Source organism: Sulfitobacter sp. SK025 (genome assembly GCF_003352105.1).
Taxonomy (GTDB): Bacteria; Pseudomonadota; Alphaproteobacteria; order Rhodobacterales; family Rhodobacteraceae; genus Sulfitobacter; species Sulfitobacter pontiacus.
This window is the reverse complement of the sequence record NZ_CP025809.1, coordinates 202,102-227,029: the sequence shown is the minus strand read 5'-3', so window position 1 is coordinate 227,029 and position 24,928 is coordinate 202,102. Positions and strand designations below refer to the sequence as shown.

At 60.3% G+C, this 24,928-nt stretch carries 21 protein-coding genes; 2 read left to right on the top strand and 19 right to left on the bottom strand.

What is annotated here, in order from left to right; all coding sequences use genetic code 11:
• Positions 1–3: 3 nt before the first annotated feature.
• Complete coding sequence (locus C1J04_RS15975; RefSeq protein ID WP_114865557.1) at positions 4–756, bottom strand: enoyl-CoA hydratase/isomerase family protein; 753 nt, start codon at positions 754–756, stop codon at positions 4–6.
• Positions 757–904: 148 nt separating this feature from the next.
• On the opposite strand from C1J04_RS15975, the gene C1J04_RS15970 reads away from it, so the two are divergent.
• Positions 905–2,008 carry a CaiB/BaiF CoA transferase family protein gene (locus C1J04_RS15970; protein ID WP_240790881.1) on the top strand — a complete coding sequence of 368 codons (1,104 nt, stop codon included), beginning with the start codon at positions 905–907 and terminating at the stop codon, positions 2,006–2,008.
• 22 nt (positions 2,009–2,030) lie between these two features.
• On the opposite strand, the gene C1J04_RS15965 is transcribed toward C1J04_RS15970, so the two are convergent.
• From C1J04_RS15965 to C1J04_RS15880, 18 genes are all read right to left on the bottom strand, one after another.
• Positions 2,031–2,819: an SDR family NAD(P)-dependent oxidoreductase gene (locus C1J04_RS15965; RefSeq protein WP_114865555.1), complete on the bottom strand. Its 789-nt coding sequence runs from the start codon at positions 2,817–2,819 to the stop codon at positions 2,031–2,033.
• Positions 2,820–2,832: 13 nt separating this feature from the next.
• Complete coding sequence (locus C1J04_RS15960) at positions 2,833–3,624, bottom strand: ABC transporter ATP-binding protein (protein ID WP_114865554.1); 792 nt, start codon at positions 3,622–3,624, stop codon at positions 2,833–2,835.
• Between the two features lie 60 nt (positions 3,625–3,684).
• Positions 3,685–4,923 (bottom strand): ABC transporter substrate-binding protein, encoded by a 1,239-nt coding sequence (locus C1J04_RS15955; protein ID WP_037929839.1) that lies wholly within the window; start codon positions 4,921–4,923, stop codon positions 3,685–3,687.
• Between the two features lie 35 nt (positions 4,924–4,958).
• Positions 4,959–6,011, bottom strand: coding sequence for a branched-chain amino acid ABC transporter permease (locus C1J04_RS15950; RefSeq protein ID WP_037929836.1), 1,053 nt, complete (start codon positions 6,009–6,011; stop codon positions 4,959–4,961).
• 3 nt (positions 6,012–6,014) lie between these two features.
• The gene (locus C1J04_RS15945) at positions 6,015–6,899 is read right to left on the bottom strand and encodes a branched-chain amino acid ABC transporter permease (RefSeq protein WP_037929833.1); all 885 of its coding nucleotides are present in this window, start codon (positions 6,897–6,899) and stop codon (positions 6,015–6,017) included.
• Between the two features lie 15 nt (positions 6,900–6,914).
• The gene (locus C1J04_RS15940; protein ID WP_114865553.1) at positions 6,915–8,891 is read right to left on the bottom strand and encodes an AMP-binding protein; all 1,977 of its coding nucleotides are present in this window, start codon (positions 8,889–8,891) and stop codon (positions 6,915–6,917) included.
• A gap of 25 nt (positions 8,892–8,916) precedes the next feature.
• Entirely contained in the window at positions 8,917–9,720 is an 804-nt protein-coding gene (locus tag C1J04_RS15935) for an ABC transporter ATP-binding protein (protein WP_051694609.1), read from the bottom strand.
• A 196-nt stretch (positions 9,721–9,916) separates the two neighbouring features.
• Entirely contained in the window at positions 9,917–10,753 is an 837-nt protein-coding gene (locus C1J04_RS15930; RefSeq protein ID WP_254693858.1) for an FAS1-like dehydratase domain-containing protein, read from the bottom strand.
• Positions 10,754–10,763: 10 nt separating this feature from the next.
• Positions 10,764–11,927, bottom strand: a complete 1,164-nt coding sequence (locus C1J04_RS15925) for an acyl-CoA dehydrogenase family protein (protein ID WP_037929824.1) — start codon at positions 11,925–11,927, stop codon at positions 10,764–10,766.
• Positions 11,928–11,930: 3 nt separating this feature from the next.
• On the bottom strand, positions 11,931–12,725 hold the full coding sequence (locus tag C1J04_RS15920; RefSeq protein WP_114273059.1) for a citryl-CoA lyase: 795 nt from the start codon (positions 12,723–12,725) through the stop codon (positions 11,931–11,933).
• Positions 12,725–13,639, bottom strand: a complete 915-nt coding sequence (locus C1J04_RS15915; protein ID WP_114865552.1) for an SDR family NAD(P)-dependent oxidoreductase — start codon at positions 13,637–13,639, stop codon at positions 12,725–12,727. The genes C1J04_RS15920 and C1J04_RS15915 overlap by 1 nt, the downstream gene beginning before the upstream one ends.
• Before the next feature lie 12 nt (positions 13,640–13,651).
• Positions 13,652–14,611: a hydroxymethylglutaryl-CoA lyase gene (locus C1J04_RS15910; protein WP_037929818.1), complete on the bottom strand. Its 960-nt coding sequence runs from the start codon at positions 14,609–14,611 to the stop codon at positions 13,652–13,654.
• A 4-nt stretch (positions 14,612–14,615) separates the two neighbouring features.
• Entirely contained in the window at positions 14,616–16,622 is a 2,007-nt protein-coding gene (locus C1J04_RS15905) for an acetyl/propionyl/methylcrotonyl-CoA carboxylase subunit alpha (RefSeq protein WP_114865551.1), read from the bottom strand.
• 10 nt (positions 16,623–16,632) lie between these two features.
• Positions 16,633–18,240, bottom strand: a complete 1,608-nt coding sequence (locus C1J04_RS15900; protein ID WP_114865550.1) for an acyl-CoA carboxylase subunit beta — start codon at positions 18,238–18,240, stop codon at positions 16,633–16,635.
• Positions 18,237–19,628 (bottom strand): phenylacetate--CoA ligase family protein, encoded by a 1,392-nt coding sequence (locus C1J04_RS15895; RefSeq protein WP_114865549.1) that lies wholly within the window; start codon positions 19,626–19,628, stop codon positions 18,237–18,239. The genes C1J04_RS15900 and C1J04_RS15895 overlap by 4 nt, the downstream gene beginning before the upstream one ends.
• Positions 19,629–19,654: 26 nt before the next feature.
• Positions 19,655–20,815 (bottom strand): acyl-CoA dehydrogenase family protein, encoded by a 1,161-nt coding sequence (locus tag C1J04_RS15890; RefSeq protein WP_037929810.1) that lies wholly within the window; start codon positions 20,813–20,815, stop codon positions 19,655–19,657.
• Positions 20,816–20,824: 9 nt separating this feature from the next.
• Positions 20,825–21,604: an enoyl-CoA hydratase/isomerase family protein gene (locus C1J04_RS15885; protein WP_114865548.1), complete on the bottom strand. Its 780-nt coding sequence runs from the start codon at positions 21,602–21,604 to the stop codon at positions 20,825–20,827.
• Positions 21,601–22,782 carry an acyl-CoA dehydrogenase family protein gene (locus C1J04_RS15880; protein WP_037929806.1) on the bottom strand — a complete coding sequence of 394 codons (1,182 nt, stop codon included), beginning with the start codon at positions 22,780–22,782 and terminating at the stop codon, positions 21,601–21,603. Before C1J04_RS15880 ends, C1J04_RS15885 begins: the two co-directional genes overlap by 4 nt.
• A gap of 93 nt (positions 22,783–22,875) precedes the next feature.
• Here C1J04_RS15880 and C1J04_RS15875 point away from each other — a divergent pair, with 93 nt between their 5' ends.
• Positions 22,876–24,909, top strand: a complete 2,034-nt coding sequence (locus tag C1J04_RS15875; RefSeq protein ID WP_174226634.1) for an oxidoreductase — start codon at positions 22,876–22,878, stop codon at positions 24,907–24,909.
• Positions 24,910–24,928 lie beyond the last annotated feature (19 nt).

Genomic DNA, 24,928 nt, shown 5'->3' with positions numbered 1-24,928 from the left:
TGTTCAGTAGCCGCGAAACTGCGGTTTGCGCTTTTCATTGAAAGCCGCCAGACCTTCGCGCATATCCCACGACCGCATGTGCGCGCGCAGATTCAGCATTTCTTCAGACAAGGCGGCAGCTTCGTCGACGTTCAGTGACCGGTTCGCGACCGCTTTCATGCGGCGCAGCACGGCAGGGCTTTTGTCGGCCAGCTTGTCGGTGAAGGCTTGGACGGCGTCGTGCAGTTCCGCATCCGGGACAACCTTGTTCACCAGTCCCCAGTCCATCATGTCCTGCGCGGATACGTTTTCGCCCGAGAACAGCAGGTATTTGGCGCGGTTCAGACCGATCCGCCGTGGCAGAATCGCTGCGCCCCCGGCCCCCGGAAATACGCCGAAATTGGAATGGGCATCGCCCAGTTTGGCGCTTTCAGCGGCAAAGACCAGATCGCAGGCCATCACCATTTCGAGCCCTCCTGCCATGGCAAGCCCGTTCACAGCGGCAATCACGGGTTTGGGGCCGTCGCGCATCAGGCCGAAGGTATGATCGACCAGATCGAGCAGGTCCGGCTGGCCGGGTTCATGATTGGCACCGGCGACTTCCTTGAGATCCGCACCGGCACAGAACGCCCGCCCCGATCCGGTCAGAACGATGGCGCGGACTGCGTCGTCGGACATCGCGTTCTCCAGGGCGGTGGTCATCTCATGCAACATCTGCATGGACATGGCGTTCATCTGGTCAGTCCGTTGGAGGGTAATCCATTCGGTTCTGGACATACGTTCGACGGATAGGGTCGGGGGTGCTTCAGTCACGTTAACCTCATGATTAAAAACAGGTTTTTAGGTTTTCGGCTTGCTTTTCTTGCTGAAATACGCTGCTATGAGGCGGACCCGCTCGCGCGGAAAACGACAGATGGAGCCTGATATGAGCACTGCACCCCTGGCCGGCATGAAAATTCTCAGCCTCGCCGAACAATTCCCCGGTCCCTATGCAACAATGCTGCTCGCGGACATGGGCGCCGAGGTCATCATGGTCGAAAGGCCGGGTATCGGCGATCCGGCCCGGCAGTTTCCACCCCTGTTCCGGGCGCTGAACCGGGGCAAGCGCAGCGTTGCGCTCGACCTGAAATCGACCGAAGGAATGGCACAGTTTCACGATCTGGCTAAAGGTGCCGATGTCATCGTCGAGGGGTTCCGACCCGGCAAACTGGCGGCGCTCGGCGCCGGTTTCGAAGACATGCGCGCGATCAATCCGCGCCTCGTTTACGTGTCGATCTCGGGATACGGGCAGGATGGTCCCTATCGAGACCGGGCGGGCCACGATCTGAGCTACGAAGGTGTCGGTGGGCTGCTGGCCGATCAGGCGGATGCCGGACAGCCCGGACCGCTGCCGACCATTCCACTTGCGGATGTCGGCGCGGCGCTGTTCGCGGCCATTGCGATTCTGTCGGCGGTCGTTTCCAGCGAGCGCACGAGGCAGGGGAGGTACGTGGACGTCTCGATGTCGGACGCAGTGGTCTCCATGCTCACCGCCTTCCTCGTTCCGGCCGCGAATGGCACGCCGTTGGGCGAATTCATCTCCGAACCGGCCTATGGCGTTTTCACCTGCAAGGATGGCAAGCTGATGACGCTGTCCATCGCGCATGAGGACTGGTTCTGGAAGCCGTTCTGCAATGTGATCGGCAAGCCGGACCTGGCCGGATTGAAAGGCCGTGACCGCGTCGCCCGCAAGGACGCACTGCGCGAAGAGATCGCGGCGGTGCTGGTCAGCAAAACGCGTGCCGATTGGGGAGTTTTGTTTGACACCGCGGGCGTGCCTTGGGGGCCGCTCAATTCGTTGGTCGAAACGCTGGACGACCCGCATGTACGTGCACGGCAACTGCTGCGCACCGTCGCGCATGACAGCGGCAAGACCGAGACTTTCCTGGTTCAGCCCTTGAAATTCAATGACTTTGTATCCGGAATTTCGGGCCTTCCGCCCGAGCTTGGCGCTGACAATGACAGCGTGTTCGCGGGCGGATCCGACTAAAGTCGCCCGCCCACATTCGGCCCTAGCAGGCAAAGGAATACCCCCCATTCACCGGATAGGTCTGTCCGGTGATCCAACTCGCCGCGTCCGAGCACAGAAACAGGATCATGCCGGCAGGGTCTTCCGGCTCTCCCAACCGGCGGATCACATATTGCGACAGGGCCCGCTTCTCGGTCTCTGCGTCGGGGATCAGATCGGCGACCGCCGGCGTGCGTGTTCCGCCGAGGGCGACGCAATTCGCGGTGATCCCGAACCGGCCACCGGCCTTTGCAATGGCCCGCATAAAGCCCGCGGCTCCCGCCTTGGCACCGGAGTATACCGCCAGAGGCGGCTCTCCGACGCGGCCCGCGTCGGATATAACGGTCACGATCCGCCCATAGCCGCCTTTGACCATCAATGGCATTGCGTGGCGGGTACAGTTCAGCACCCCGTCGTAATTCGTGGCCATCCAACGGCGCCATTCGGTTGGGTCGGATTCCCAGAACGGCACAAGATCGTCAAGCCGCGACGTCGGCCCGGCGTTGCCCGCATTGTTGACCAGGATATCAACGCCGCCAAAGGTTTCCTGCGCTTCGGCAAAGGCTGCGCCAACGGCCTCGAAATCGGATACGTCAAATGCCAGCGGAAGCGCCTTGGCGCCTGCGGCCTCCACCTCTGCAGCAACGCTTTCTGCGCGTTCGGCGTGGAAATCATTGACCACAACGGCGCCAGCGCCGTGCTGCGCCAGATACAGCGCGACCTGACGGCCCACCCCCTGTCCGGCACCGGTTACAAATGCGGTACGGCCCTTGATGTCGAGGAGTTCACTCATAGTCTGTCCCTTTCTATCCAAGCCACCTTTTGCGACGCCGATAGTGTTTGATGTCGCGATAGCTTTTGCGTTCGCCCGACGCGGTGACACCGAGATAGAATTCCTTGATGTCCTCGTTGTCCGCGAGTTTGTCGGCGGGGCCATCCATCACGATACGCCCGTTTTCCATCACATAGGCATAGTCCGCGATCGACAGCGCCGCGGCGCTGTTCTGCTCGACCAGGAAAAAGGTCGTCCCTTCGGATTTGAGTTGCCTAAGCACCGCGTAGACATCCCGGATCATCATCGGGGCGAGCCCGAGCGATGGCTCGTCAATGGCGATGATCTTGGGTTTCGCCATCATGGCGCGACCGATCAGCAGCAGCTGTTGCTCGCCACCGGACATGAATCCGGCGGTTCGGCTGCGTAGCTCGGTCAGGCGAGGGATCAAAGTATAGACATGCTCCAGCCGGTTTTTCAGCTCAGCGGAGTTGGGCACCATATGCCCGCCTACGATAAGGTTCTGCTCGGACGTGAGGTGGCGCAGCACGCGCCGCCCTTCCATCACATGGATGAGACCGGTCTTGACCACGTTTGACGCTTCCATGTTCTGGATCGGCGTGCCGTTCAGCGTGATGGAGCCCGCCGAAACAGTTCCGTCCTCCGACTTCAACGTGCCTGAAATAGCTTTCAGCGTCGTGCTTTTCCCCGCCCCGTTGCCGCCGAGCAGCGCAACACACTGACCTTCGCGCACATTCATCGAAACGCCCTTGAGCGCCAGGATGACATCGGAATAGGTCACTTCTACGTTGTTGAGTTCCAGCATGGTATTGTGCCCGGGGTTAGGGTTCAGAACGGGCGCCGCGATCGCGGCGCCCGGTTGTGTTCACCACTTCTTGACGTCGGGAACATCCACGCCCGTTGCTTCGATGGTGATCTTGCCGTCCTTGACGGTGCCAACATTCACTTGAAGACCTTTCAGAGGAAATGGCGCATCGGGGGTGAAGGTCAGCGTCGGCAGGAACCCTTGGGTTTCCTCCGCTGTGATCGGCTGGGCAAAGAGCGCCTCGCGTACTTTCTCGCCGGTCAGACCTTCGGCCCCGTTCTCCTCGATCGCGTGGCCGATTACGGCGACGGTATACAGCCCCTGCGAAATACCCATCGCGGTGACCACGTTCCAGGGTGCTTCCAGGCCATAATCCGCAGCCAGCGTTTCATAGAATTGCCGCGCGGGTGTGTCTTCATCCGCAGCAACTGCCATGCCGTAGGCCTCGTAATCGCCTTCGAGCTGATCAAGTCCGCCAAGCGCGCCGCCCGAGGCAGGCAGCCCGTTATGCGAGCTCATCATGATCGGGATGTCGGCACCGTTGGCCTGCAATCCACGTTTCGCCGCAACCACGATAGAGGTGTTCGTCTGAACGATCAGCGCCTCGGCACCTGCCCGCGCGACGCGGCGCATCTGGGCCGTCAGATCCGTTGGTTGCACCTCGGTATAGATGATCTCGACCAGATCGAGCTCTTCTGGATGTTCTTCTGCGTAGAGTTCCAGGCCCTTTGCCATGTCGACGTAGGCGGGCGAGGCTTCGGACGCCAGGATTGCGACCTTGAGGGGTTCGTCACCGCCGCGCTGTTCACGCATCCAGCTCAGGAAGCCAGCGCTCTCGTGCGAATAGGTCGGACGCGGATTAAAAATCCACGCGTCGGATTGCCAAGCATAGCCGTAGGCGGCTGTCGCCATGAACATCGGAATCTTGTCTTCCGGCAGGCGCTCGGAAAGGGCGGCAACATCCGGTCCGCCAAGGCCGACGACCGCAATCGGGTCCAGTTCCGATTTGATTCCCGGCCAAAGGCTCGCCACCTGGGCGGCGTCATAACGGGTTTCGTAGTTCTTATAGTTCAGCTTCACACCAAGTTTCTGACCGCTGGTGGCGTTCCACCAGTCGAAAACCGCTTCGCGGCTCGAAGCCAGTGTCGGCATGATATCGGCATAGGGGCCGGAGAAATCCGAAAGGAGGGCAAGGTTATACGTCGTTTCGGCCTGTGCCTTCAGCGGTATGGTCGCCGCGAGGGCCATGGCACCTGCGGCCAGCATGCCGCGAAGCCCGTGTCGTGTCTTGTAGGTCATTGTTATTCCTCCCAGGTTGAAAGCCGTTCTATCGGTCAGTAGGGGAACGGCCAGATACGGTAAGACGATTTCATAATATTCCAGCGGTGCATCAGCCCCTTGGGTTCCAGGATCATGAACAATGCGATCACGCCGCCCAGAATGACGTTCATGCCCGCGAACACGATGTCGCCGCCCAGAAAAGATACCGAATCGGCGATATTCGGGCCGACGGTCGCGATGATTTCCTGGATGATGCGGATGACGAACACCCCGACCAATGCGCCCACAATGGATCCCATGCCGCCGACGATGATCATCGCCACGAAAAAGATTGAATGGAAGAGGGTGAATTGATCGACACCCACAAAGCGTATCATATAGGCCCAGAGAGCCCCGCCGACCCCGGCATAGAACGCCCCGATGAGAAAGGCATTCGCCTTGGTGGCCGCGACATTGATCCCCATGATCCCGGCCGCCACATCGTCGTCCCTGACCGCCACGAAGGCACGTCCGAAGCGCGAGCGCACGATACCGAACGCACCTGCGATCATAATCGCAGTGACCGCGAAATTCATGTAGAATTGCGCGGTTTCGCCAACGAAGCGCAGCCCGAATAGCTCTGCGGGAGGCACGGTGATGCCGTTCGACCCGCCCATCCAGTTCGAGGGCAGGTTCAGGACGGCAAAGTGAAAGATGAACTGCGCCGCAATGGTGGTGAGGGCAAGGTAGAACCCCTTGATCCGTGCCGCGGTCAGCCCGAAGAGAAAACCGAACAGCGCAGCAGATAACCCGGCCAGCGGGATCGTCAGAAGGAATGTGAGACCCGTTTTCGATGCCAGAATCGCGGCGGTATAGGCCCCGACACCCATGAACGCGGCCTGGCCAAGGTTGATTTGCCCCGCATATCCGGTGCAGATCTGAAGCCCGACGGCGATGACCGCGCTGATCATCATCATGTTCAGAATCGCGACGATGCGTCCGCTCACGAGGTAGGGCGCTGCCAGCATGAGACCGACGAAAAGCGCGAGAGCAGCCATTTGCCAGCGCGTACGGACAACACGCCTGTCGGTGCGATAGCTGGTGGGGAAAATGCCGGAAGGATCCATGACTTACACCCTCTCGATCGTGCGCCAGCCGAACAGCCCCGTGGGCCGTACCAGCAAGATGGCGAGCATGATTATATAGGGCACGACACTGCCCAGCGAACCGCCGATCATCGGATCGAGGTAGTTTGTGGTCAGACTCTGCGCCACACCGATGATCACCCCGGCAAGGATCAGACCGCCGATGGATTCGAGCCCGGCAAACAGCGCAACGGGGAGCGCCGCGAACCCGATATCGGACGCGAGGAAGGTCAGTGACTTGCCGCTGAGAAAGATCATCGCACCGATCGTGGACAGGATCGATCCCAAGATCCACGCGAAGGCAATCGACCCCTTCACGGAGATCCCCATCGAGGAGGCGACGACATGATCCTCCGCCACGGCGGTCATCCGGAGCCCCGACCGGGTCCGGTTAAAGAACCACGACAGGCCAACAGCCGCGACGACGGTGATGATCCCTCCGATCAACAGGTTCATCGGGATCAACATATCTCCGAGAAAAAGCGGCTTTAACGGAAAGATGATCGGAAAGGGCCGGACAGCGGGGCCGAACAGCAGCAGCACAAGCCCGCGCAACAAGATCAGCAGGCCGACGGTGACCATGACCATCGAAAACACAGATTCACCGATCAGCTTTGTCAGGAAGATCCGTTCAATCGCATATCCGACCAGACCCGCCAGAACCAGCGATAGAGGTATCGACAACCACAGGCTTAGCCCGACCTGCATGGTCGTGAACCAGACGATGAAACCACCGATGATCACAAGTTCGCCCTGCGCGAAGTTGAACACCTTGCTGGCGCGGTAGATCACGACAAATCCCATGGCGACCAATGCGTACAACAGGCCGATCAAAGCCCCGGTTATGATGTCATTGATGAAATAGACCATTCTTGTCGACCTCCCTTAGGTTTGCGACTGCCGACCGGCAGCCTTCGATGCATTTTCCACATCCGATACCCGAACCGTGGCCTTCAGCACGCCTTGCCGACCGTCCTGATAGGTCACGGCGATTTCAAGGTCGGTCTCCGCCTTGCCGTCATAGATCGCCTGAACAAGCTTCTCATACCGCTCTTCGAGAAACGCCCGACGGAGTTTCCGGCTGCGGGTCAGCTCGCCTTCGTCCGGGTCGAGTTCCTTTGGGAAATTAGCGAACCGGGCAACGCGTGAACCTTCCGGAAGAAGGGTGTTGATCCGTGCCACTTCGCCTTTGATAAGATCCAGAATCTCCGGCTTCTGCGACAGGTCGGTATAGGTTGAAAAACTGATCTTGTTCTCTTCTGCCCAACGCCCGAGAACTTCCATGTCGATATTTATCAGCGCGCTCACGAAATCTCGGGTCTCGTCGCCCAGGGTCATCAGATCCTTGATGAAAGGGCTGTAGCGCAACCGTGTCTCGATGAATTGCGGCGGATAACTGTGCCCGTTTGCCAGCCGGCGCATGTCCTTGACACGGTCAAAGAACAACAGCTCGCCGTCGTTTGTCATCGACACGGCGTCGCCAGTTTCGTACCAGCCGTCATCGGTCAGCACCTCGGCTGACTTGTCAGGTTTGCCGTGATAGCCTCCGAAACCCGATCCGCCGCGAACCTGAAGCTCGCCCTCGGGGGAAACCCGGTATTCCAGCGGTTCGCCATAGGCGGTATTGCTCGGCATCCAGCTGCCGCTCGTCTCCAGCTGATAGCTGTCGCCCACATGCGCGGTCAGCAACCCGATTTCTGTCGCCCCGTAGACATTGCGCAGCTTCACGCCCATGGCGTGGAACATGCGAAAGACGTCCGGTGCCATCAGGGCACCACCGCTCAGCGCATTCCGGGCTTTGCCGAGACCGAGATTGTCGCGCAGGTGGTGCAGGACCAGCGCCTCGGCGAGAGGCAGTTGCAACCGCGCGGCAAGACTTGGGCTGCGCCCTTCCAACCGTTCGACGTGAACCGCGCGACCAACCTTCATACCCCAATCGTACATCGCGTTGCGGACCTTACCGGCCCCCAGCATCCGGGCCTGAACGATGGAGGCAAGGTTCTCCCACTGGCGCGGGCTGAACACGAGCGCGTCGACCGCCAGTTCGCGGATATTTGTCAGCACGTCCTCCGGGCCTTCGGGAAAGTTCACCACCATGGGCGCGATCAGTCCGATCGACAGGCCAAAGATCTGTTCCGTCACCCAGGCGGGAGAAATGTATGTCAGGTATTCCGTCCCGGGCGCGATGTCGATCGCACCCATCACCCGAGAGCAGTTATCGAACAGATAGCGATAACTGATGACGACACCCTTCGGCTTGCCCGTCGTCCCGGACGTATAGGACAGTAGCGCGGTATCTTCTGCTTTTCCGCGCTTGACGTGCTCTTCAAAGCGGGTTGGGTCGCTGTCGTGGATCTGCCGCCCGGCGTCGCTTACGCTTTCGAAGGAATCCAGCAGCGGATGGTCGTAGCCCCAAAGGCCCGACCCGTCCCAGTACACGATCGCAATGGCACCGTCATACTCATCCGCGACCTCAAGACATTTATCGACCTGTTCCTGATCCTGCGCCAGAAAAACCCGGGTCTGCGAATCCTGAGCGAGATAGAGGATCTCCTCGGCGGTCTGGTCGGGATAGACAGACAGGACTTTCCCGCCCAGCGACTGTACCGCGTATTCCGCCCAGAAATGCTCCGGCTCATTTTCCCCGATCATCATGACGGAATCGCCGGCTTTCAGGCCTTTGCTCTCCAGCCCGAGCGCCAACGCACGGACCCTTTCCAGCACATTTGCCCACGTGAATTCGCGCCAGATACCCAGACGCTTGTGCCGTTCGGCAAGCCCGCTAGGCTCGGAAAGCGCGCGGGCCAGCAGGACCTGGGGCAGGGTTTCGCTTTGCGTCACTGCCGGGTCGGAATAAACCATTGCTGTTCGTTGCTTGACCATTCCGCTACCCCAGATATGCCTTGATCACAGCCGGGTTTTTCTGAATCTCCTCGGGCGTGCCTTCGGCAATCACCCGTCCGAAATCCAGCACCACGATCCGGTCGGCAAGATCCATCACCACGCCCATGTCATGTTCGACCAGAACCACCGGTATCTTGCGCGCCTCGCGCACATCGAGAATGAAGCGCGCCAGGTCTTCTTTCTCTTCCGAGTTCATGCCCGCCATCGGTTCGTCCATCAGCAGGATTGATGGTTCCTGCGCCAGCGCACGCCCCAGATCGACCCGCTTGCGCAGCCCGTAACCCAATGTGCCCACGGGCCTGTTTCGGATCGCCTCGATCTCCAGAAAATCAATGATCTCCTCGGCCGCTTCTCGATGCTCCGATTCCTCGCGCATCACGGGACCAAACTGGAAAAACGCCTGGATCACATTCGATTTCATCAGCATGTGCCGACCGATCATGATGTTTTCGACCACGGTCTGGCCGGCGAAAAGATGGGTGCCCTGAAAGGTACGCGCCAGACCGCGCCGGGCGATCTGATCCACGCGCAGGCCCGTCACGTTTTTGCCGGAGAGTTCGACGTGTCCCTTCTGTGGGCGGTAAAACCCTGCCGTGACATTTAGAAGCGACGTTTTGCCGGCACCGTTCGGACCGATGATTGCAAGCAACTCGTCGTCATTCACAGTGATGCTTACGTCGTCCAGCGCGGTCACACCGCCGAATTTCAGTGTCGCGCCGCGAACCGCCAAAGGCGCCAATTCCGAAGATGTGGTCACACCGTGATCCACATCTGCCTGCGACAGCATGTTGTGCGGTCAATCGACAAGGCATGAACTGCCACCCGATTGACGTCGAGGTCTCCTCGCATCAACGCTCCTCCCCGCGCTTTTCCCGGAATCTTTGCCGGAAGTTTGCCCGGCTTTTCCACCGAGCGGTTATCTAAAACTAACACATGTTAGAAAAATAAATCAACAACTGACTCTGATAACTTCGCATAAATAATCAGGTCGCGGAGTAATCGGCGGAAGAACAACGCACGCCGGTTTCGTCCTGACACCAGACCGTACCTGTGGTGCCATCGGGTCGGCAATTCAGCTGTATTTCACAGGGCAGGGTGAGCGGAGCGAGGCCTCGGAATAAAAATCCTTGAGGAGCCTTGTTCAAGGCATCCGCTGCAAGGTTCAGGAGCAGCGTTGCCTGCAGGGGGCCATGCACGACAAGTCCGCGATAGGCTTCGACTTCGGTCGTATAGGGCTGGTCATAATGGATACGGTGGCCATTGAACGTCAGCGCCGAATAGCGAAACAACAGCACCGAATCCGGGGTGAGGCGCGATCTGAGCGTCGTCGGGTCCGGGGCTACGAACGTGTGCTTTTCGGATTGCGATCGGCTGATGTCTTTATAGACAATAGTCTGCTTTTCCTGAATGCAGACCTTTTCGCCATTCGAATACTCGTGATTGACGACTACAAAAACCAAGGTTCCGCTGCGCCCTTGTTTGGCGGTTATGTCCCCGATGGTCGAACGGCGCGTGACCGTTTGCCCGACAGTGAGCGGCGCGATATGCGTGACATCGCTCCCGGCCCACATCCGCGAGGGCAACGGAACAGGGGGCAGGAACCTGCCTTGTGGAGAATGCCCATCGTCCGAGAGAGAGCCTCCCGGTGCAGAATCGAGGGTCAGACACCAGTGAATTCCCAGCGGGACGTCGCCCGCACCGGCCCAAAGATGCGCGTCGAACGTGGCGCGGAACCTGTCTATCAGGCTCGGCGTCAGGATGTCCTCTTTGGTTTCGGTCCGTCCCAGCCAGGGCTTGAGCGATTCAAGATCGATCTGCATCAGGCGTTCCTCAGAAAGACCGCGGCATACCGAGAATATGCTCGCCGACATAGGACAGGATAAGGTTGGTCGAGATCGGGGCCACCTGATACAACCGGGCCTCCCGAAACTTGCGCTCGACATCGTATTCCCGCGCGAAGCCGAAGCCTCCGTGGGTCTGGATACAGGCGTTGCCCGCCTCCCAGCTGGCATCGGCGGCCAGCAGCTTGGCCATGTTTGCCTGCGCTCCGCATTCCTGCCCCGCATCAAAACGCCGACAAGCCTCAAAGCGCATCAGGTTGGCCGCCTCGACGTTCACATAGGCCTTGGCGATGGGAAACTGCACACCCTGATTTTGTCCGATGGGGCGGTCGAACACGATGCGCTCGCCGGCATAGGCGCGGGCCTTGTCCACAAACCAGTAGCCGTCGCCGATACACTCCGCCGCGATCAGGGTCCGCTCCGCGTTCAACCCGTCCAGGATATGGTAGAAGCCGCGCCCTTCGGTGCCGATCAGGTTCTCGGCGGGAATTTCGAGGTTGTCGAAGAACACTTCGTTGGTCTCGTGTCCCGGCATATTGGCAATGGGACGGACCTCCATACCATTGCCGATGGCCTCTTTCAGATCGACCATGAAGATCGACAGGCCCTGTGATTTCTTCTGGACGTCCTTCAACGGGGTGGTCCGCGCCAACAGGATCATCAGGTCAGAATGCTGGATACGGCTGATCCAGACCTTCTGACCGTTGATCACATAGCGGTCGCCTTTTTTGACAGCTGTAGTCTTGAGCTTGGTGGTGTCGGTTCCGGTGGTCGGTTCGGTCACGGCCATGGATTGCAGGCGCAGCTCGCCGCTGGCGATACCAGGCAGGTACTGCTGCTTTTGCGCGTCCGAGCCGTGCCGCAAAAGCGTACCCATGTTGTACATCTGCCCATGACAGTGACCCGCGTTGCCCCCACAACGGTTCACCTCTTCCATGATGATCGAGGCTTCGGTCAGGCCAAGACCCGATCCGCCGTACTCCTCGGGGATCATTGCAGCGAGCCAACCTTCCCGGGTAAGGGCATCGACAAACTCCTCGGGGTAGGTGTTATCCTCGCCGAAGTTGCGATGGTATTCGGGCGGGAACTGCGCGCAGAGCGCACGCAACGCGTCGCGCAGATCATTATGTGTTTCAGGGGCCGATGTTTGCATGGCTCAGGATGCTCCGGGGCCGGAGGTTTCGAGGATTTCCTCTTCGGCGCGCTGCCACAGCTCATAGGAAATCGGGTTCTCGCTTTCTTCAAGGATATGACCGACCAGCCCGATGGCGCGTGCCATGACACCGAAACCGCGCACGATCTTCCAGGGAAAGCCGAATTCGCAGCAGATCGCACCGATTGCACCGGTGGCATTGATCGGCAGCATCTTGCCGGACTTCTCTTCGGCAACGGCCTGTATCTTCTGGATCAACTCGATGTATTCACCGGATTTGCCGTTCTGCGCCGCAATTTCGAACAGGCGCGGAGCACGCGGATCGACCGGCTTGTGCACAGGATGGCCCAGGCCCGGCACGATGGCCTTTTTGGCGCGGAATTTCTCGACGGTCTCCAGCGCGATGGCGTCCAGATCGGCGCCGGTGCCAAGCTTGTCCTCGGGCAGCGCCTCGTAAAGCATCTTCGATGCGCCCTCCATCGAGCCGACAAACACGGTGCCCAACCCGCACAACCCAGCCGCGACAGCCGCCTGAAGCGACTCCGGCGCACCCATATAGGTCATGCGTGCGGCCAGGGCTGACGGCGTGATGCCATGTTCGACCAGGGTAATCACGATGGCGTTGAAAACGCGGCTTTCTTCGGGCGTGGCCTTGCGGCCCGTCAGTTGCAGAAAGGCGAGATCGCCGAGATTCATGTGGCCCAAAATCTCATTCGGCAGGTCGAGCCCCCGCACACTGATTTGGTCGGGGGTGCTCCAGCCGATGTCGGAGGTAATTTTCTCTTTGCGTTTAGCCATCAGACCGGATCCCACGGAAAGACATCCGCTGATACTTCCAGCGGTGTGAATTGCGACTTGAGCGCGGGAATAGCGCGCTCGGCGATTTCATCTGCGGTCCAGCCTTCACCGGAATGGACGGAGCGCAGGGGGCGAGGCTGGTTGAACAGGAATATCTCGTTCTTGCGCACCGCGAAGATCTGCCCCGACACATCTGCCGCACGGTCGCTCATCAGGAAACAGGCCATTGGCGCAACCTTCGCCGGTGTCATCTCCTTGATCTTGGCGACGCGCGCCTTCTGTTCCTCCGTGTCGGTCTTGATCGACGAGATCATCCGACTCCAGGCGAAGGGCGCGATGCAGTTCGACCGCACGTTCCAGCGCTTGAGGTCCAGCGCCACCGATTTCGAAAAGGCGGCGATGCCCAGCTTGGCGGCGGAATAGTTCGCCTGGGCGAAGTTGCCGATCAGCCCCGAGGTCGAAGTCATATGCACCAATGCCCCGCTTTCCTGTTCGCGGAAATAGTCGGCGGCGGCGCGGCTGGTGTTGAAGGCACCGTAAAGATGGACCTTCACCACCGCGTCGAAATCCTCGTAGGTCATCTTGTGGAAGAAGCAGTCGCGCAGGATGCCGGCGTTGTTCACCACGGCGTCTATGCGGCCGAATTCCTTGACGCCAGCCTCGATCATCGCGCGCGCGGCGTCCGGTTCGGTAACGCTGCCGGCGTCAGCGATTGCGTCGCCGCCCGCTGCCTTGATTTCCTCAACCACCTTTTGCGCCGCGGTTTCCGTCTGGCCGGTGCCTTTCAGCGACGCGCCCAGATCGTTAACCACCACGGCGGCGCCTTCGGCCGCAGCCATCAGCGCAATATCTCGACCGATCCCGCCACCCGCTCCGGTGATCAGAACAACCTTTCCATCAAGTGCCTTTGACATCTTCGTCCTCCCTCAGCTTGTCTTGCGGTATTTGTCGAGACCGCCGGTATGCATGACGCGGCCCATGAGCGGCGCTTCGATGATCTCTTCCGCCTTGAGCGCGGCCGCGATCAGCTTGTCCAGGTCGATGCCGGTTTCGATGCCCAGCTCATGGCACAGGAAAACCGCGTCCTCGGTGCAGACATTGCCAGCAGCGCGCGCATGGCCGTGGCCCGCGAAAGGACAGCCCCCAAGACCGGCGACCGAGCTTTCGAACATGTCCACGCCCATCGAAAGGGCGGCGTGGAGATTGGCGATACCAAGCCCGCGCGTGTCGTGGATGTGCATGCCGATCCGGGCGTCCGGGGCCAGTTCGCGCAGGGCACCGATCATCCGCTTCACTGCTTCGGGGTTTCCCCACCCCATTGTATCCGCGACGACAAGGATTGGCACAGGGATCTGTTCCTCCTCGCAAAGCGCGAGGATAAACCGGAAATCGTCGAGAATGCGCTCTTGTGAAATCGGGCCTTCGAAGTTGCAGCCGAAGGCCGTCATCACGTAGGCGGCGTCGACGGTATAGCCTTCTTCCTTGTAAAGCCGGACCCAGTCACGTTGCTTCTCGCGCATTTCGGCGGAAGAACAATTGTTGTTCGATTGCGCAAACGCCTCGGATGGATAGAATAACAGGCGCGGGTCGATATCGACCTCATGCGCGGTCAGTGCCTTGCGAAACCCCTTGTCGTTCAGCCAAAGCGACGTGTAGTTCACTCCCGGCTTGCGCTTGATACGCTGGAACAGCTCGCCGGTATCGGCCATTTGGGGCACGTATTTCGGGCTGACGAAGCTGCCGACCTGAATGCGTTTCAAACCGGTTTCGCTGAGCATGTCGATTAGTTCGATCCGCTTTTCGATCGGGTAAATCTTCTTTTCGATCTGAAAGCCCTCGCGCGGGCCTTCTTCTCTGAACTCGACGAATTTGGGAAAGTCGCTCATCTTATCACTCCTCGGATGGCAGTATCTCGGCGATGACCTGGCCGCGATCGACCATGTCCCCATTCGAGACGGATATGTTGCTGGCGATCCCTGCTGCGGCAGCGCGGATCGATATTTCAAGTTTCATAGATTCCATGACCGCGATCACGTCGCCTTCGGCCACGGGTTGACCATCGGCCACCTTGATTTCGACGATCATGCCGGTAAGCGGTGAGGCCACGGCCCGATCCGCCGCCGCATCGCCTCCAGCAAAGTCCAAAGGCGCGGCCGGGCGGTAGACGAGCCGGCCCTCGGGTGTGGCCATCTCGATTACGCCTGCGTGAATCCGTGCGTCGATGAGGTAGACCGTGTCACCCTCGCTCACGCGCCAACGGCCCGGCGCGACTTCACGCATCGACAGTGTCGCCGCAATTCCGTTTTCCGTCAGGACGGTGTACCTGCCGCGTGCTTTAACGGGTCCGACACGCAATTCCTCGGAGGTGTCGGCGGAATCGGTCAGCGTGACACGCTGTACCACCTCGATCGGACCGCCACCCAGGCCAAGCCGCCAACCGGTAAAGGTGTCGCGGTTGGTCCATGGATTGGCGCTTGCGTCGCTGCGCGATGCCGCCACGAAAAGAATGGCCGCGGCGGCCTTCCATAATTCGGGGCGGGCAAGGGGACCTGATTGTGTCAGCGCGTCGAGTTTGCCGTCGATCCAGCGGGTATGCACCTGCATCTGTTCAAATTCAGGGTTGCGCGCCAACGCCGTCAGGAAAGCCCGGTTGGTTTGCACACCTTCGACCGCGACATGATCAAGCGCCGTCGCCAGCCGGGCCAGGGCGGTTTCCCGGTCAGGTGCGTGAACGATCAGCTTGGCGATCATCGGATCGTAGAACGGCGTTACCGCGTCGCCTTCTTCGACACCGCTGTCGATGCGCAGACCATCCGGCAGGCTGAGTGTCGTCAGCGTGCCTGTCGAGGGGGCGAACTGCATTGCCGGGTCTTCGGCGTAAAGCCGTGCCTCGACCGCATGGCCGTTGATTGCCAGATCGTCCTGAACCAGGCCAAGGCCCGCGCCTTCGGCGATGCGGAGATGAAGCGCGACCAGATCAAGCCCGGTTATTGCCTCGGTGACAGGGTGCTCCACCTGAATACGGGGGTTCACCTCAAGGAAGAAATACTCCTCCCCTGCGACCAGAAATTCGACCGTGCCCAGACCGCGATAATCAAGCGTTTCACCCAGGCGCACCGCGTCCTGCGCGATTTGGTCCAGCAGCGTGCGGGGGAGCCCCCATGCCGGAGCTTCTTCGATAACTTTCTGATGACGGCGCTGTAGCGTGCAGTCGCGTTCGAACAGATGCACCACATGGCCCTTGCCGTCGCCCGCGATCTGCACCTCGACATGGCGGGCCTCTGGCAGGAACCGCTCGAGCAACAGCCCTTCGGAGCCGAAGGTGGACCTTGCCTCACGCAGCGCGCCTTCGATGTCTTCCTCAAGTGTGGTCTCGTCGGTCACCAGCCGTTGGCCGCGCCCGCCACCGCCGCCGACAGCCTTGAGCAGAACAGGCAGGCCCATCGCACGCACCTCGGTGGCAATTTCGTGTGGATCGGACCGCGCGCCTTCGGCACCTGAAATGACCGGGACGCTGGCCGCAACGGCGGCTTTTTTGGCGCTGGCCTTGTCGCCGAAACGGTCAAGCGTGTCGGGTGTCGGCCCCATAAAGATCATTCCGGCGGCTTCTACCGCACGGGCGAATTCGGAGTTCTCTGCGAGAAAGCCATACCCGGGGTGGATCGCATCCGCGCCGACCGATTTCGCGGCGTCGATCACCGCGTCGATCTTCAGATAGCTTTCGGATGCCGGGCCGCCGCCGATACAGACGGAGTGTCCGATCTCGCGGACATGAAGGGCGTTGGCGTCGGCCTGCGAGTGCACGCCGACAGGGGTGATACCGCTGGCCCGCGCGGTGCGCGCGATCCGGCAGGCAATTTCGCCGCGATTGGCGATGAGAAGCGTTTTGATTTTCATTTCTCGGGCCTCACATCCTGAACACGCCGAAATTGGTTTCGACCTTGGGTCTGCGCGACGTCACATCCAGCATCAGCGCCATGACATCGCGGGTTTCACAAGGCTCGATCACACTGTCGATCCACAGGTTCGAGGCAAAATTGTAAGCACCTTGGAAATCCTCGTATTCCTTGCGGATGGGCGCCTTGAAGGCTTCCTCCTCTTCCGGCGTCCAGCTTTCGCCTTCGCGTTCGTTGATTTGGGCGCGGACCTGTGCCAGTACGCTGGCGGCCTGTTCCGGACCCATGATCGCCGATCGACCGGTTGGCCAGGCAAACATCGCATCTGGTTGGAACGGGCGGCCCAACATCGCCAGATACCCGGCCCCATAGGATCCGCCGGTGATGATGGTGAATTTAGGCACCCGTGCCGAGGACATCGCGGTGATCATCTTTGCACCGGCCTTGGCGATGCCCATCTGCTCGACCTCACGGCCCACCATGAAGCCGTTCACATCTGCCAGAAACAGTAGCGGAATATCGCGCTGAACGCAGAGGTTGATGAAATGGGTGGCCTTCAGCGCAGCCTCGACGAACAGCACGCCGGTATTGGCGATAATGCCGACTTCGTGGCCGTGGATGCGGCCCCAGCCGGTCATGATCGTGTCACCGTACAGCGGCTTGAATTCGTGGAAATCGCTGTCATCCACCAGACGCGCGATGATTTCGCGGTTCTCGGTCGGCACCTTGGGATCGCGGCTGATGATGCCGTAGATTTCCTCGGTCGGGTAAGCAGGCGCACGCGGTTCGGTGGGTGTCTTGCGGGGCAGGGGCTTTTCGCCCAAGTGGCTGACGATATCGCGGGTGATCGCCAACGCATGCGCGTCATCCTCGGCCAAATGGTCGGTTACGCCGGAGACGGAGGAGTGCATCTTGCCGCCGCCCAGTTCTTCGGCTTCGACCTTTTCACCGGTTGCGGCAAAGGTTAGTTCCGGCCCGCCCAGATACATAAAGCCCTGACCGCGCACGATCACCACTTCGTCACAGAGCGCGGGGATGTAGGCGCCGCCCGCCGTGCAGGGCCCCAAGACCACGGCGATCTGCGGCACACCATCGCCCGACATGCCGACCTGCTGATGGAAGATCGAACCGAACTGGCCTTCGTCGGGGAACAGATTCGCCTGATCGGGCAGAAACGCGCCACCGGAATCGACCAGCGTGATGACGGGCAGGCGGTTTTTCCAGGCAATTTTCTGCGCGCGCACATGTTTGCGACAGGTGATCCCGAAATAGGTGCCGCCCTTAACAGTGGCGTCATTGGCGATAATCATACATTGGCGGCCTTCGATCACACCGATCCCGGTAATGATGCCGGCACCCGGCGGCACGCCCTTGTGCATGTTCAGTCCGGCCAGTTCGCCGAGTTCAAGAAACGGCGTACCCGGATCGACCAGGCGTTCAATGCGCTCGCGCGGCAGAATTTTGCCTTTTTCGATGTGTCGATTCCGCACCTTCTCAGGTCCACCAACCCGCTGCGTGAGCCGAAGCGCATGCAGTTCGTCGATTTTTTCGCGATACTGCGCGTTGTTCTTGCGGAAATCATCAGATCCGGTGTCGAGGAGGGATTTCATTTTCGTCATGGCAAGTCAGGGTATTCTCTCAGAACAAAGGCGACCTTGGCGGCGCCGGGTTTTTCAAAGGTGTCGGCGGCCACGAGATGAACGTCGGCCTTGAAGACAAGGGCGTCACGCAGGCGCTGTTCAATCTTTTTCTTGAGGCCAGCATCATCTGCCGTATTGCGGTCAGGGCCGCGTTCCACGATCACCGTCAGCGCGCCTTGCGTGGTATGGCCTTCGAAATCGGCCACGATGCGCATGACTCCGTTGGTTTCGGGCACCATTTCGGTGATCACGCTGTTGATGGCCGACGGGAACACGTTGGCCCCCCGCACGATCAGCATGTCATCGGTCCGTCCGGTGCAACGGATTTTCGGACCGGTGCGGCCGCAGGTGCATTCGGTGTCGATGACCTCGATATAGTCACCTGACCGAAAGCGCACGACCGGACTCGCCTGACGACCGATTGCAGTATAGATCATTTCGCCCTCGGCGCCTTTTTTCCAAGGAATGATTTCGCCGCTTTCGGGGTCGAGCAGTTCGGTGATGATATAATCCATATTGACCATATGCATCCCCGATTGGGCATCGCATTCGGCCCAGTAAGTCACGCCCAGATCGGTGCCGCCCAGCATCTCGGTGCATTTCGCGCCCCAGGCCGCTTCGATCTTGGCACGGATGGCTGGAATACCGCCGCCGGGTTCGCCGCCGACGACGATCTGCTCGACGCCCAGTTCGCTGGCCTTGCAGCCCAGCACTTCCGGCGCTTTTTCCGCCAGGTGCAGAACGAAATTCGGGGCCCCGACAATGCAGCGCGGGCGTGTATCGGCACAGGCGCGCAACAGCCGTTCCGCACCGCCGTCGGCCCCGACCGGTACGTCGATTGTGCCCATGTACTGCAGGCCCTGCATCACGGGAATGCCCCCGACAAAGCCTTTGGCCAGCGAAAACGCGTGCAGTACCATGTCACCGGGACGCACGCCGTTGGCGAAGAAACAGCGCGCCGTCATCTCGTGCCACATCTCGGTATCCGCTTCGGTCAGCGCCACATAGGACGGGTTGCCGGTGGTCCCGGACGACGCCTGCATCTGGATAATGTCCGACATCGGCGCAGCACGGTGCTTGCCAAAGGGCGGTTCGGCGGCCAGGCTTTCTCGGATTTCGGTCTTGTAGGTGAAGGGGAGTTTCTGCAGGTCCTCGATGGTGCGGATGTCATCGAAATCCACGCCCGCCTCGGCGAACTTCTCCTGATAGAAGGTAGAATTCGCCTTGAGATAGGCCATCTGATCGCGCAGCCGTTCTTCCTGAATACGGCGCACCTCATCAAGCGGCTTACCCTCGATCTCGTGCCAGAAGCGGTCGTTCACCTTGTCGGCGGCGTCCTGCCGCCGGAAGCGCATTCCAAATTGCATGTCGTCCTCCCTTCCCGGCCGCGCGATCAATAGGATCGCGGCAGCCCCATGACCTTTTCGCCAATATAGCTGAGGCAAAGTTCGCGGTTCACCGGTGCCGTGCGCAGCAGGCGGACCAGCGGATACATTTCGTAAAGCCCCGTATCTTCGGTAAAGCCCGATCCGCCATGGGCCTGAAGCGCGGCATCCACGGCTTCGATCCCCGCTTCGGCGGCGGCGTATTTTGCCATGTTCGAAGACGCTCCGGCAGGCAGCTTGTTGTCGAATTCCCACGCTGCACGACGGGTCATCAGGCTGGCCATCTCGACCGCAGTGTGCGCCTTGGCCATCGGGTGCTGTACACCTTGATGCGCGCCGATGGGCTGGCCGAAAACACTGCGCTCGGATGCATAGGCCACACCCTTGTTCAGCGCGAACCGTCCGATGCCGCAGCACAACGCGGCAAGGATAATCCGTTCGGGGTTGAGGCTGTCGAACAGGATCGAGAATCCCTCGTCCACCTCGCCCACCACATCTTCGGGGCCCAGATCGACCTCGTCGAAGAACAGGGTCCATTGTTCCTCGGGCAGGGGGATCGAAATCTTCACCCGCTGCTTTTCGACGCCTTTTTTCTTCAGGTCCACGGCAAAGAGTGTAAAGCCATCGGTCTTGCGGCTCACTTCATCATGCGGCTTTGTCCGCGCCACCACCAGGCAATAATCGGATACCTCGGCGCCGGTGATAAAGGTCTTTTCGCCCGACAGGCTGAACCGGTTGCCCCGGCGCTTGGCCAGCGTGGTGGCCTTCATCGTGTTGGATCCGGCGCCCGGTTCGGTGATCGCGAAACAAAACTGGATGTCGCCGCGACATGCTGCCGGAAGAAGCTCTTTCTTGTGGAATTCGGACCCGTGGCTGGCGATATGCGCCAGCGACATGGTCGGACCGACCACCATCATCAGCAGCGGTATGCCGTGGTTGGCGGTGCCTTCCATGAACAGGGCCATTTCAGTCATGCCCAGACCTGCGCCGCCGTATTCCTCGGGCACCATGATCCCCAGAAAACCGTCATCGGCAATCTGTTTGAACATGTCGTGAGGGAATTCATGCTTGCGGGCGTGATCCAGCCAATAGGCATTGTCGTATTTCTGCGCCAGCTGACCGCCGTATTCGTAAATCTGGCGTTGTTCGTCGTTCAGGGTAAAATCCATGGTGTCTACTCAACTCTTGAAAGCAGGTTTGCGGCGGTTCTCGAAGGCGTCGAGCCCCTCTGCGACATCATCACTGGGCAGGGCGCGCACGGCGGCGTCACGCTCAAGCCGCATTTGCTGGTCGATGCCAAGGTCTGCACCTTCGCGTGCCAGGCGCTTCATCTCGGCGATACCGTTGCGCGAGCGGCCCGCGATCGTCTGGCAATATTCCAGCGCGACCTCGTGCAATTCCGCATCGGGCACGACATAGTTTACCAGACCGGCCTCTTTGGCTTCGCCCGACTTCAGCCACCGGGCCGAAAACATCAGATCGAGTGCCCGGCGTTGGCCCATCAGCCGCGTCAGCCGCTGCGACCCGCCCCAACCCGGGATCAGGCCGAATTGCGCGTGCTGATCGCCGAATTGCGCGCTTTCGCCCGCAAAGCACACGTCACAGGCCAACATCAGTTCGATCCCGCCGGCCAGACACAGCCCCTGCACCGCCACCACGACAGGGAGGGAGGACGTTTCGAGCGCGCGCAGGTTCTTCATGCCGAAGGCGATGAAGTGGTCCAGCGCGGCGGGATCATTCAATTTACCTTTCACTTCATTTAGGTCGGCACCGGTGCAAAAGTGCTTGCCCTGCGCGCGAATGAGGATCGCCCGAATGTCCGGGTTCGCCTCGAATTCCGCACGCGCGGCAGCGATGCGCTCATGCACGTCCAGTGACAGGCAATTGAACTTCTCGGGGCGGGCCAGATCAATGATGCCGGTCGCACCCTCGATACTGGCGATGACGGGATCGCTCATTTCGAACCTCCCTTCGCCCTCTTATCGTATTGCAGCGCCATCCGCCCGACTTTTTCGCGGGCGATCACCAGCTTCTGGATCTGCGCGGTGCCGTCACCGATCTGCAGGCCGAGAACGTCGTTGTAGCGTTGATGGTGCGGCAGGTCGGTTGTGTAGCCATAGTGCCCGTGCAGGATCAGACACTGGTGCAGGATCTCGCAGGCGGTCTTAGGCAGGTACCACTTGCACATCGCCGCTTGCGACGTGTGGGGCAGGCCACGGTCGCGCAGGTCCAGCGTATAATAGCAAAGCTGGCGCATCATGGTCAGCTGGGTCTCTGCCTCGGCCAGCGGAAAGCTGACACCCTGATACTGCACGAGCGGCGCGCCGAACGCTTCGCGCTCCTGGACATACGCCCATGTTTCGTCAACCGACGCCTGCGCGGCACCCAGACATTCCAACCCGATCAGCGCGCGGGAATAGTCGAACCCGGCCATGATGGTACCAAAGGCGCGATCTTGCTCGGCCATCATGTTTTCCGCCGGTACAAAAACGTCGTCGAAAAACACCGATCCGCGCCCGACAGGTTTGGTGCCGATGTCGTCGAAATGGGTGCGCTTGATACCCTCCTGGTTCAGATCAACGAAAAAGGCGCTGACCCCACGCGCGCCTGCGTCCGGATCGCCGGTGCGGGCAAAAACCACCGCGGCATCGGCTTGACTGGCAAAGCTCATAGATGTCTTTTCGCCGTTCAGCCGCCAGCCGTTGCCGGATTTCTCGGCCTTCAGAATCAGGTTCGCCGCGTCCGACCCGCCGCGTGGTTCGGTCAGACCCAGCCCGATGACCGCTTCGCCGGACACAACCTTGGGCACCCATTCCGACGCAATCTCTTTCGAAGCGTGCTGCGCCACCATGCCGCCCATGAGAGAGCCCAGAAGCTGCACATAGCTGGCGTTGAAATCGGCATAGGCGATTTCTTCGACGATCAGGCCGGACGTGACCGAGCTTTCGCCAAGCCCGCCAAACTCCTCGGGCAGATCGGCACCGATCAACCCCAGCGCACCCATCTGTTTGATCAGCGCCCGGTCGAAGGTGTGGCCGCTTGCGCGCTCTTGATAACTCGACGCCAGCTTCTCGGTGGCAAACCTCTTTGCCGTTTCGCGAAAGGCCTTTTGATCTTCTGTTGGCTGGAATTGCACCCGCGATCCTCCCCATGACCGAAATATGTTCTTCCCTAAAATCTAACAAATGTTAGAATACAGATCAAGCGGAGTTTTAGGAGGATCCTCACAATGACAGACATGCAAAAGAAAAGCTTCGGAACCATGCTTTCGCCGATACGCGCAGGGCAACACATGTTGCGAAATCGTGTCATCATGGGCTCGATGCATACCCGGCTGGAAACCGAGCCCGACAGTATCGCGCGGCAGATTGCCTTTTACGCCGAAAGGGCGCGGGGAGAGGCGGCGATTCTGGTTACGGGCGGATTTGCACCCAATGCCGAGGGCATGTTCGATCCCGAAGGGCCACGTATTGACGACCCGGAGGACGCGCGCAGCCTGCGTCCGATCTGCGAGGCGGTCCAGGCCGAAGGCAGTCTGATTTGCGCGCAGCTTCTGCACGCCGGGCGCTATGCAAAAATTGAGGGCTGCGTCGCCCCAAGCCCGATCCGCGCCCCGATCAACCGCTTTGTTCCGCGCGAGATGACCGATGCCGATATCCGCCGCACTATCGAGGATTTTGCGAAAGCTGCCGAAAACGCGCAGGCAGCGGGGTTCGATGGCGTCGAGATCATGGGCTCCGAAGGATACCTTATCAATGAATTCACAGTCACCCATACCAACAAGCGTGACGACGAATGGGGTGGCAGCGCCGAGAACCGCCACCGTTTTCCGGTTGAGATCGTGCGCGCGGTGCGCGAACGCTGCGGGTCGGACTTTCTTGTCATCTATCGAATTTCCGCCGCCGATCTGGTCGAGGGCGGCGCGCCCGCCGAGGAAATCGCAGACCTGGCGCGCAAGATCGAGGCAGCGGGTGCGGATATTCTGAACACCGGCATCGGCTGGCACGAGGCCCGCGTGCCGACGATCGCCTATCAGGTGCCGCGCGGCGCCTGGCGTCAGGCGGCGGCCAACGTGAAAGCTGCGGTTTCCATTCCGGTGGTCGCCTCAAACCGAATCAACACGCCCGAGATCGCAGAGGACATACTTGCTTCCGGCGAGGCGGACATGATCTCGATGGCACGGCCCTTTCTGGCCGATCCGCATTTCGTCAAAAAGACGCGCGAGGGCCGCGCGGACGAGATCAATACCTGTATTGCCTGCAATCAGGCCTGTCTGGATTTCATCTTTTCGGATCGACCGGTCGGCTGTCTGGTCAACCCACGGGCCGGACGCGAAACCGAATTTCGGGACAGTCCGACCGAATCACCCAAAAAAGTGGCCGTTGTCGGCGGTGGCGCCGCGGGCATGGCCACAGCTTCTGAGGCAGCAATGCTGGGCCATGACGTTACCCTGTTCGAAGCGCAAGACAAACTGGGCGGTCAATTGAATCTGGCGCAAGCGGCACCGGGCAAAGACGAGTTCAACGAGACCTTGCGGTACTATGGTGGCCAGTTGCAGAAACACGGCGTCAAGCTGCGCCTCGGACAGCGCGCCGGGTCGGACGATCTCACTGACTTTGATCATGTGGTCATCTCGACCGGGGTCACGCCCCGGATTCCCGATCTGCCGGGCGTCGACCATCCCAGTGTCGCGACCTATGCCGAGATCCTGTCGGGCAACCGCGCGGCCGGTGACACCGTCGTGGTGATGGGGGCAGGGGGCATCGGGCATGACGTGGCCGAGTTCCTCGTGACCGAACCCGCCGAGACCCACAATACCGACGCGTTCTGCGAAACCTGGGGCGTGGACCCGCAGTTCACCACGTCGGGGGCGTTGGCGGGCGATCCGTTGGCCCCGAAACCATCACGCCGCAAGGTCGTCATGCTACAGCGTAAAACCTCGAAAGCGGGCGCGGGTCTTGGCGTCTCGACCGGTTGGATCCTGCGCAATGCGCTGCGCAAGCATGGGGTCGAGGCTCTGGGCGGCGTGGTCTACGACCGCATCGACGACGCGGGGTTGCATATTGTCATGGACGGCGAGCCAAAGATCATAGCCGCCGATACCATCGTGCTGTGCACCGGTCAGGAACCGGAACGGGCTTTGGCTGAGGAGCTCATTGCACAGGGTGTCACCGTCACGATGATTGGTGGTGCAAAGGAGGCGGCAGAACTCGACGCTCTGCGCGCTATTGATGAAGGGGTGCGTTTGGCGCAAAGTCTCTGAGGCTCAAGAGCGAGGGAGA

Bases quoted from the DNA above. Each gene is read 5' to 3' on its own strand.
- C1J04_RS15950 (WP_037929836.1), bottom strand. From the start codon at position 6,011: ATGGATCCTTCCGGCATTTTCCCCACCAGCTATCGCACCGACAGGCGT.
- C1J04_RS15920 (WP_114273059.1), bottom strand. From the start codon at position 12,725: ATGGCTAAACGCAAAGAGAAAATTACCTCCGACATCGGCTGGAGCACC.
- C1J04_RS15940 (WP_114865553.1), bottom strand. From the start codon at position 8,891: ATGGTTTATTCCGACCCGGCAGTGACGCAAAGCGAAACCCTGCCCCAG.
- C1J04_RS15890 (WP_037929810.1), bottom strand. From the start codon at position 20,815: ATGGATTTTACCCTGAACGACGAACAACGCCAGATTTACGAATACGGC.
- C1J04_RS15915 (WP_114865552.1), bottom strand. From the start codon at position 13,639: ATGTCAAAGGCACTTGATGGAAAGGTTGTTCTGATCACCGGAGCGGGT.
- C1J04_RS15965 (WP_114865555.1), bottom strand. From the start codon at position 2,819: ATGAGTGAACTCCTCGACATCAAGGGCCGTACCGCATTTGTAACCGGT.
- C1J04_RS15935 (WP_051694609.1), bottom strand. From the start codon at position 9,720: ATGCTGTCGCAGGCAGATGTGGATCACGGTGTGACCACATCTTCGGAA.
- C1J04_RS15975 (WP_114865557.1), bottom strand. From the start codon at position 756: ATGTCCAGAACCGAATGGATTACCCTCCAACGGACTGACCAGATGAAC.
- C1J04_RS15885 (WP_114865548.1), bottom strand. From the start codon at position 21,604: ATGAGCGATCCCGTCATCGCCAGTATCGAGGGTGCGACCGGCATCATT.
- C1J04_RS15945 (WP_037929833.1), bottom strand. From the start codon at position 6,899: ATGGTCTATTTCATCAATGACATCATAACCGGGGCTTTGATCGGCCTG.
- C1J04_RS15900 (WP_114865550.1), bottom strand. From the start codon at position 18,240: ATGACGAAAATGAAATCCCTCCTCGACACCGGATCTGATGATTTCCGC.
- C1J04_RS15930 (WP_254693858.1), bottom strand. From the start codon at position 10,753: ATGCAGATCGATCTTGAATCGCTCAAGCCCTGGCTGGGACGGACCGAA.
- C1J04_RS15910 (WP_037929818.1), bottom strand. From the start codon at position 14,611: ATGAGCGACTTTCCCAAATTCGTCGAGTTCAGAGAAGAAGGCCCGCGC.
- C1J04_RS15895 (WP_114865549.1), bottom strand. From the start codon at position 19,628: ATGCAATTTGGAATGCGCTTCCGGCGGCAGGACGCCGCCGACAAGGTG.
- C1J04_RS15905 (WP_114865551.1), bottom strand. From the start codon at position 16,622: ATGAAAATCAAAACGCTTCTCATCGCCAATCGCGGCGAAATTGCCTGC.
- C1J04_RS15875 (WP_174226634.1), top strand. From the start codon at position 22,876: ATGACAGACATGCAAAAGAAAAGCTTCGGAACCATGCTTTCGCCGATA.
- C1J04_RS15925 (WP_037929824.1), bottom strand. From the start codon at position 11,927: ATGCAAACATCGGCCCCTGAAACACATAATGATCTGCGCGACGCGTTG.
- C1J04_RS15970 (WP_240790881.1), top strand. From the start codon at position 905: ATGAGCACTGCACCCCTGGCCGGCATGAAAATTCTCAGCCTCGCCGAA.
- C1J04_RS15960 (WP_114865554.1), bottom strand. From the start codon at position 3,624: ATGCTGGAACTCAACAACGTAGAAGTGACCTATTCCGATGTCATCCTG.
- C1J04_RS15955 (WP_037929839.1), bottom strand. From the start codon at position 4,923: ATGACCTACAAGACACGACACGGGCTTCGCGGCATGCTGGCCGCAGGT.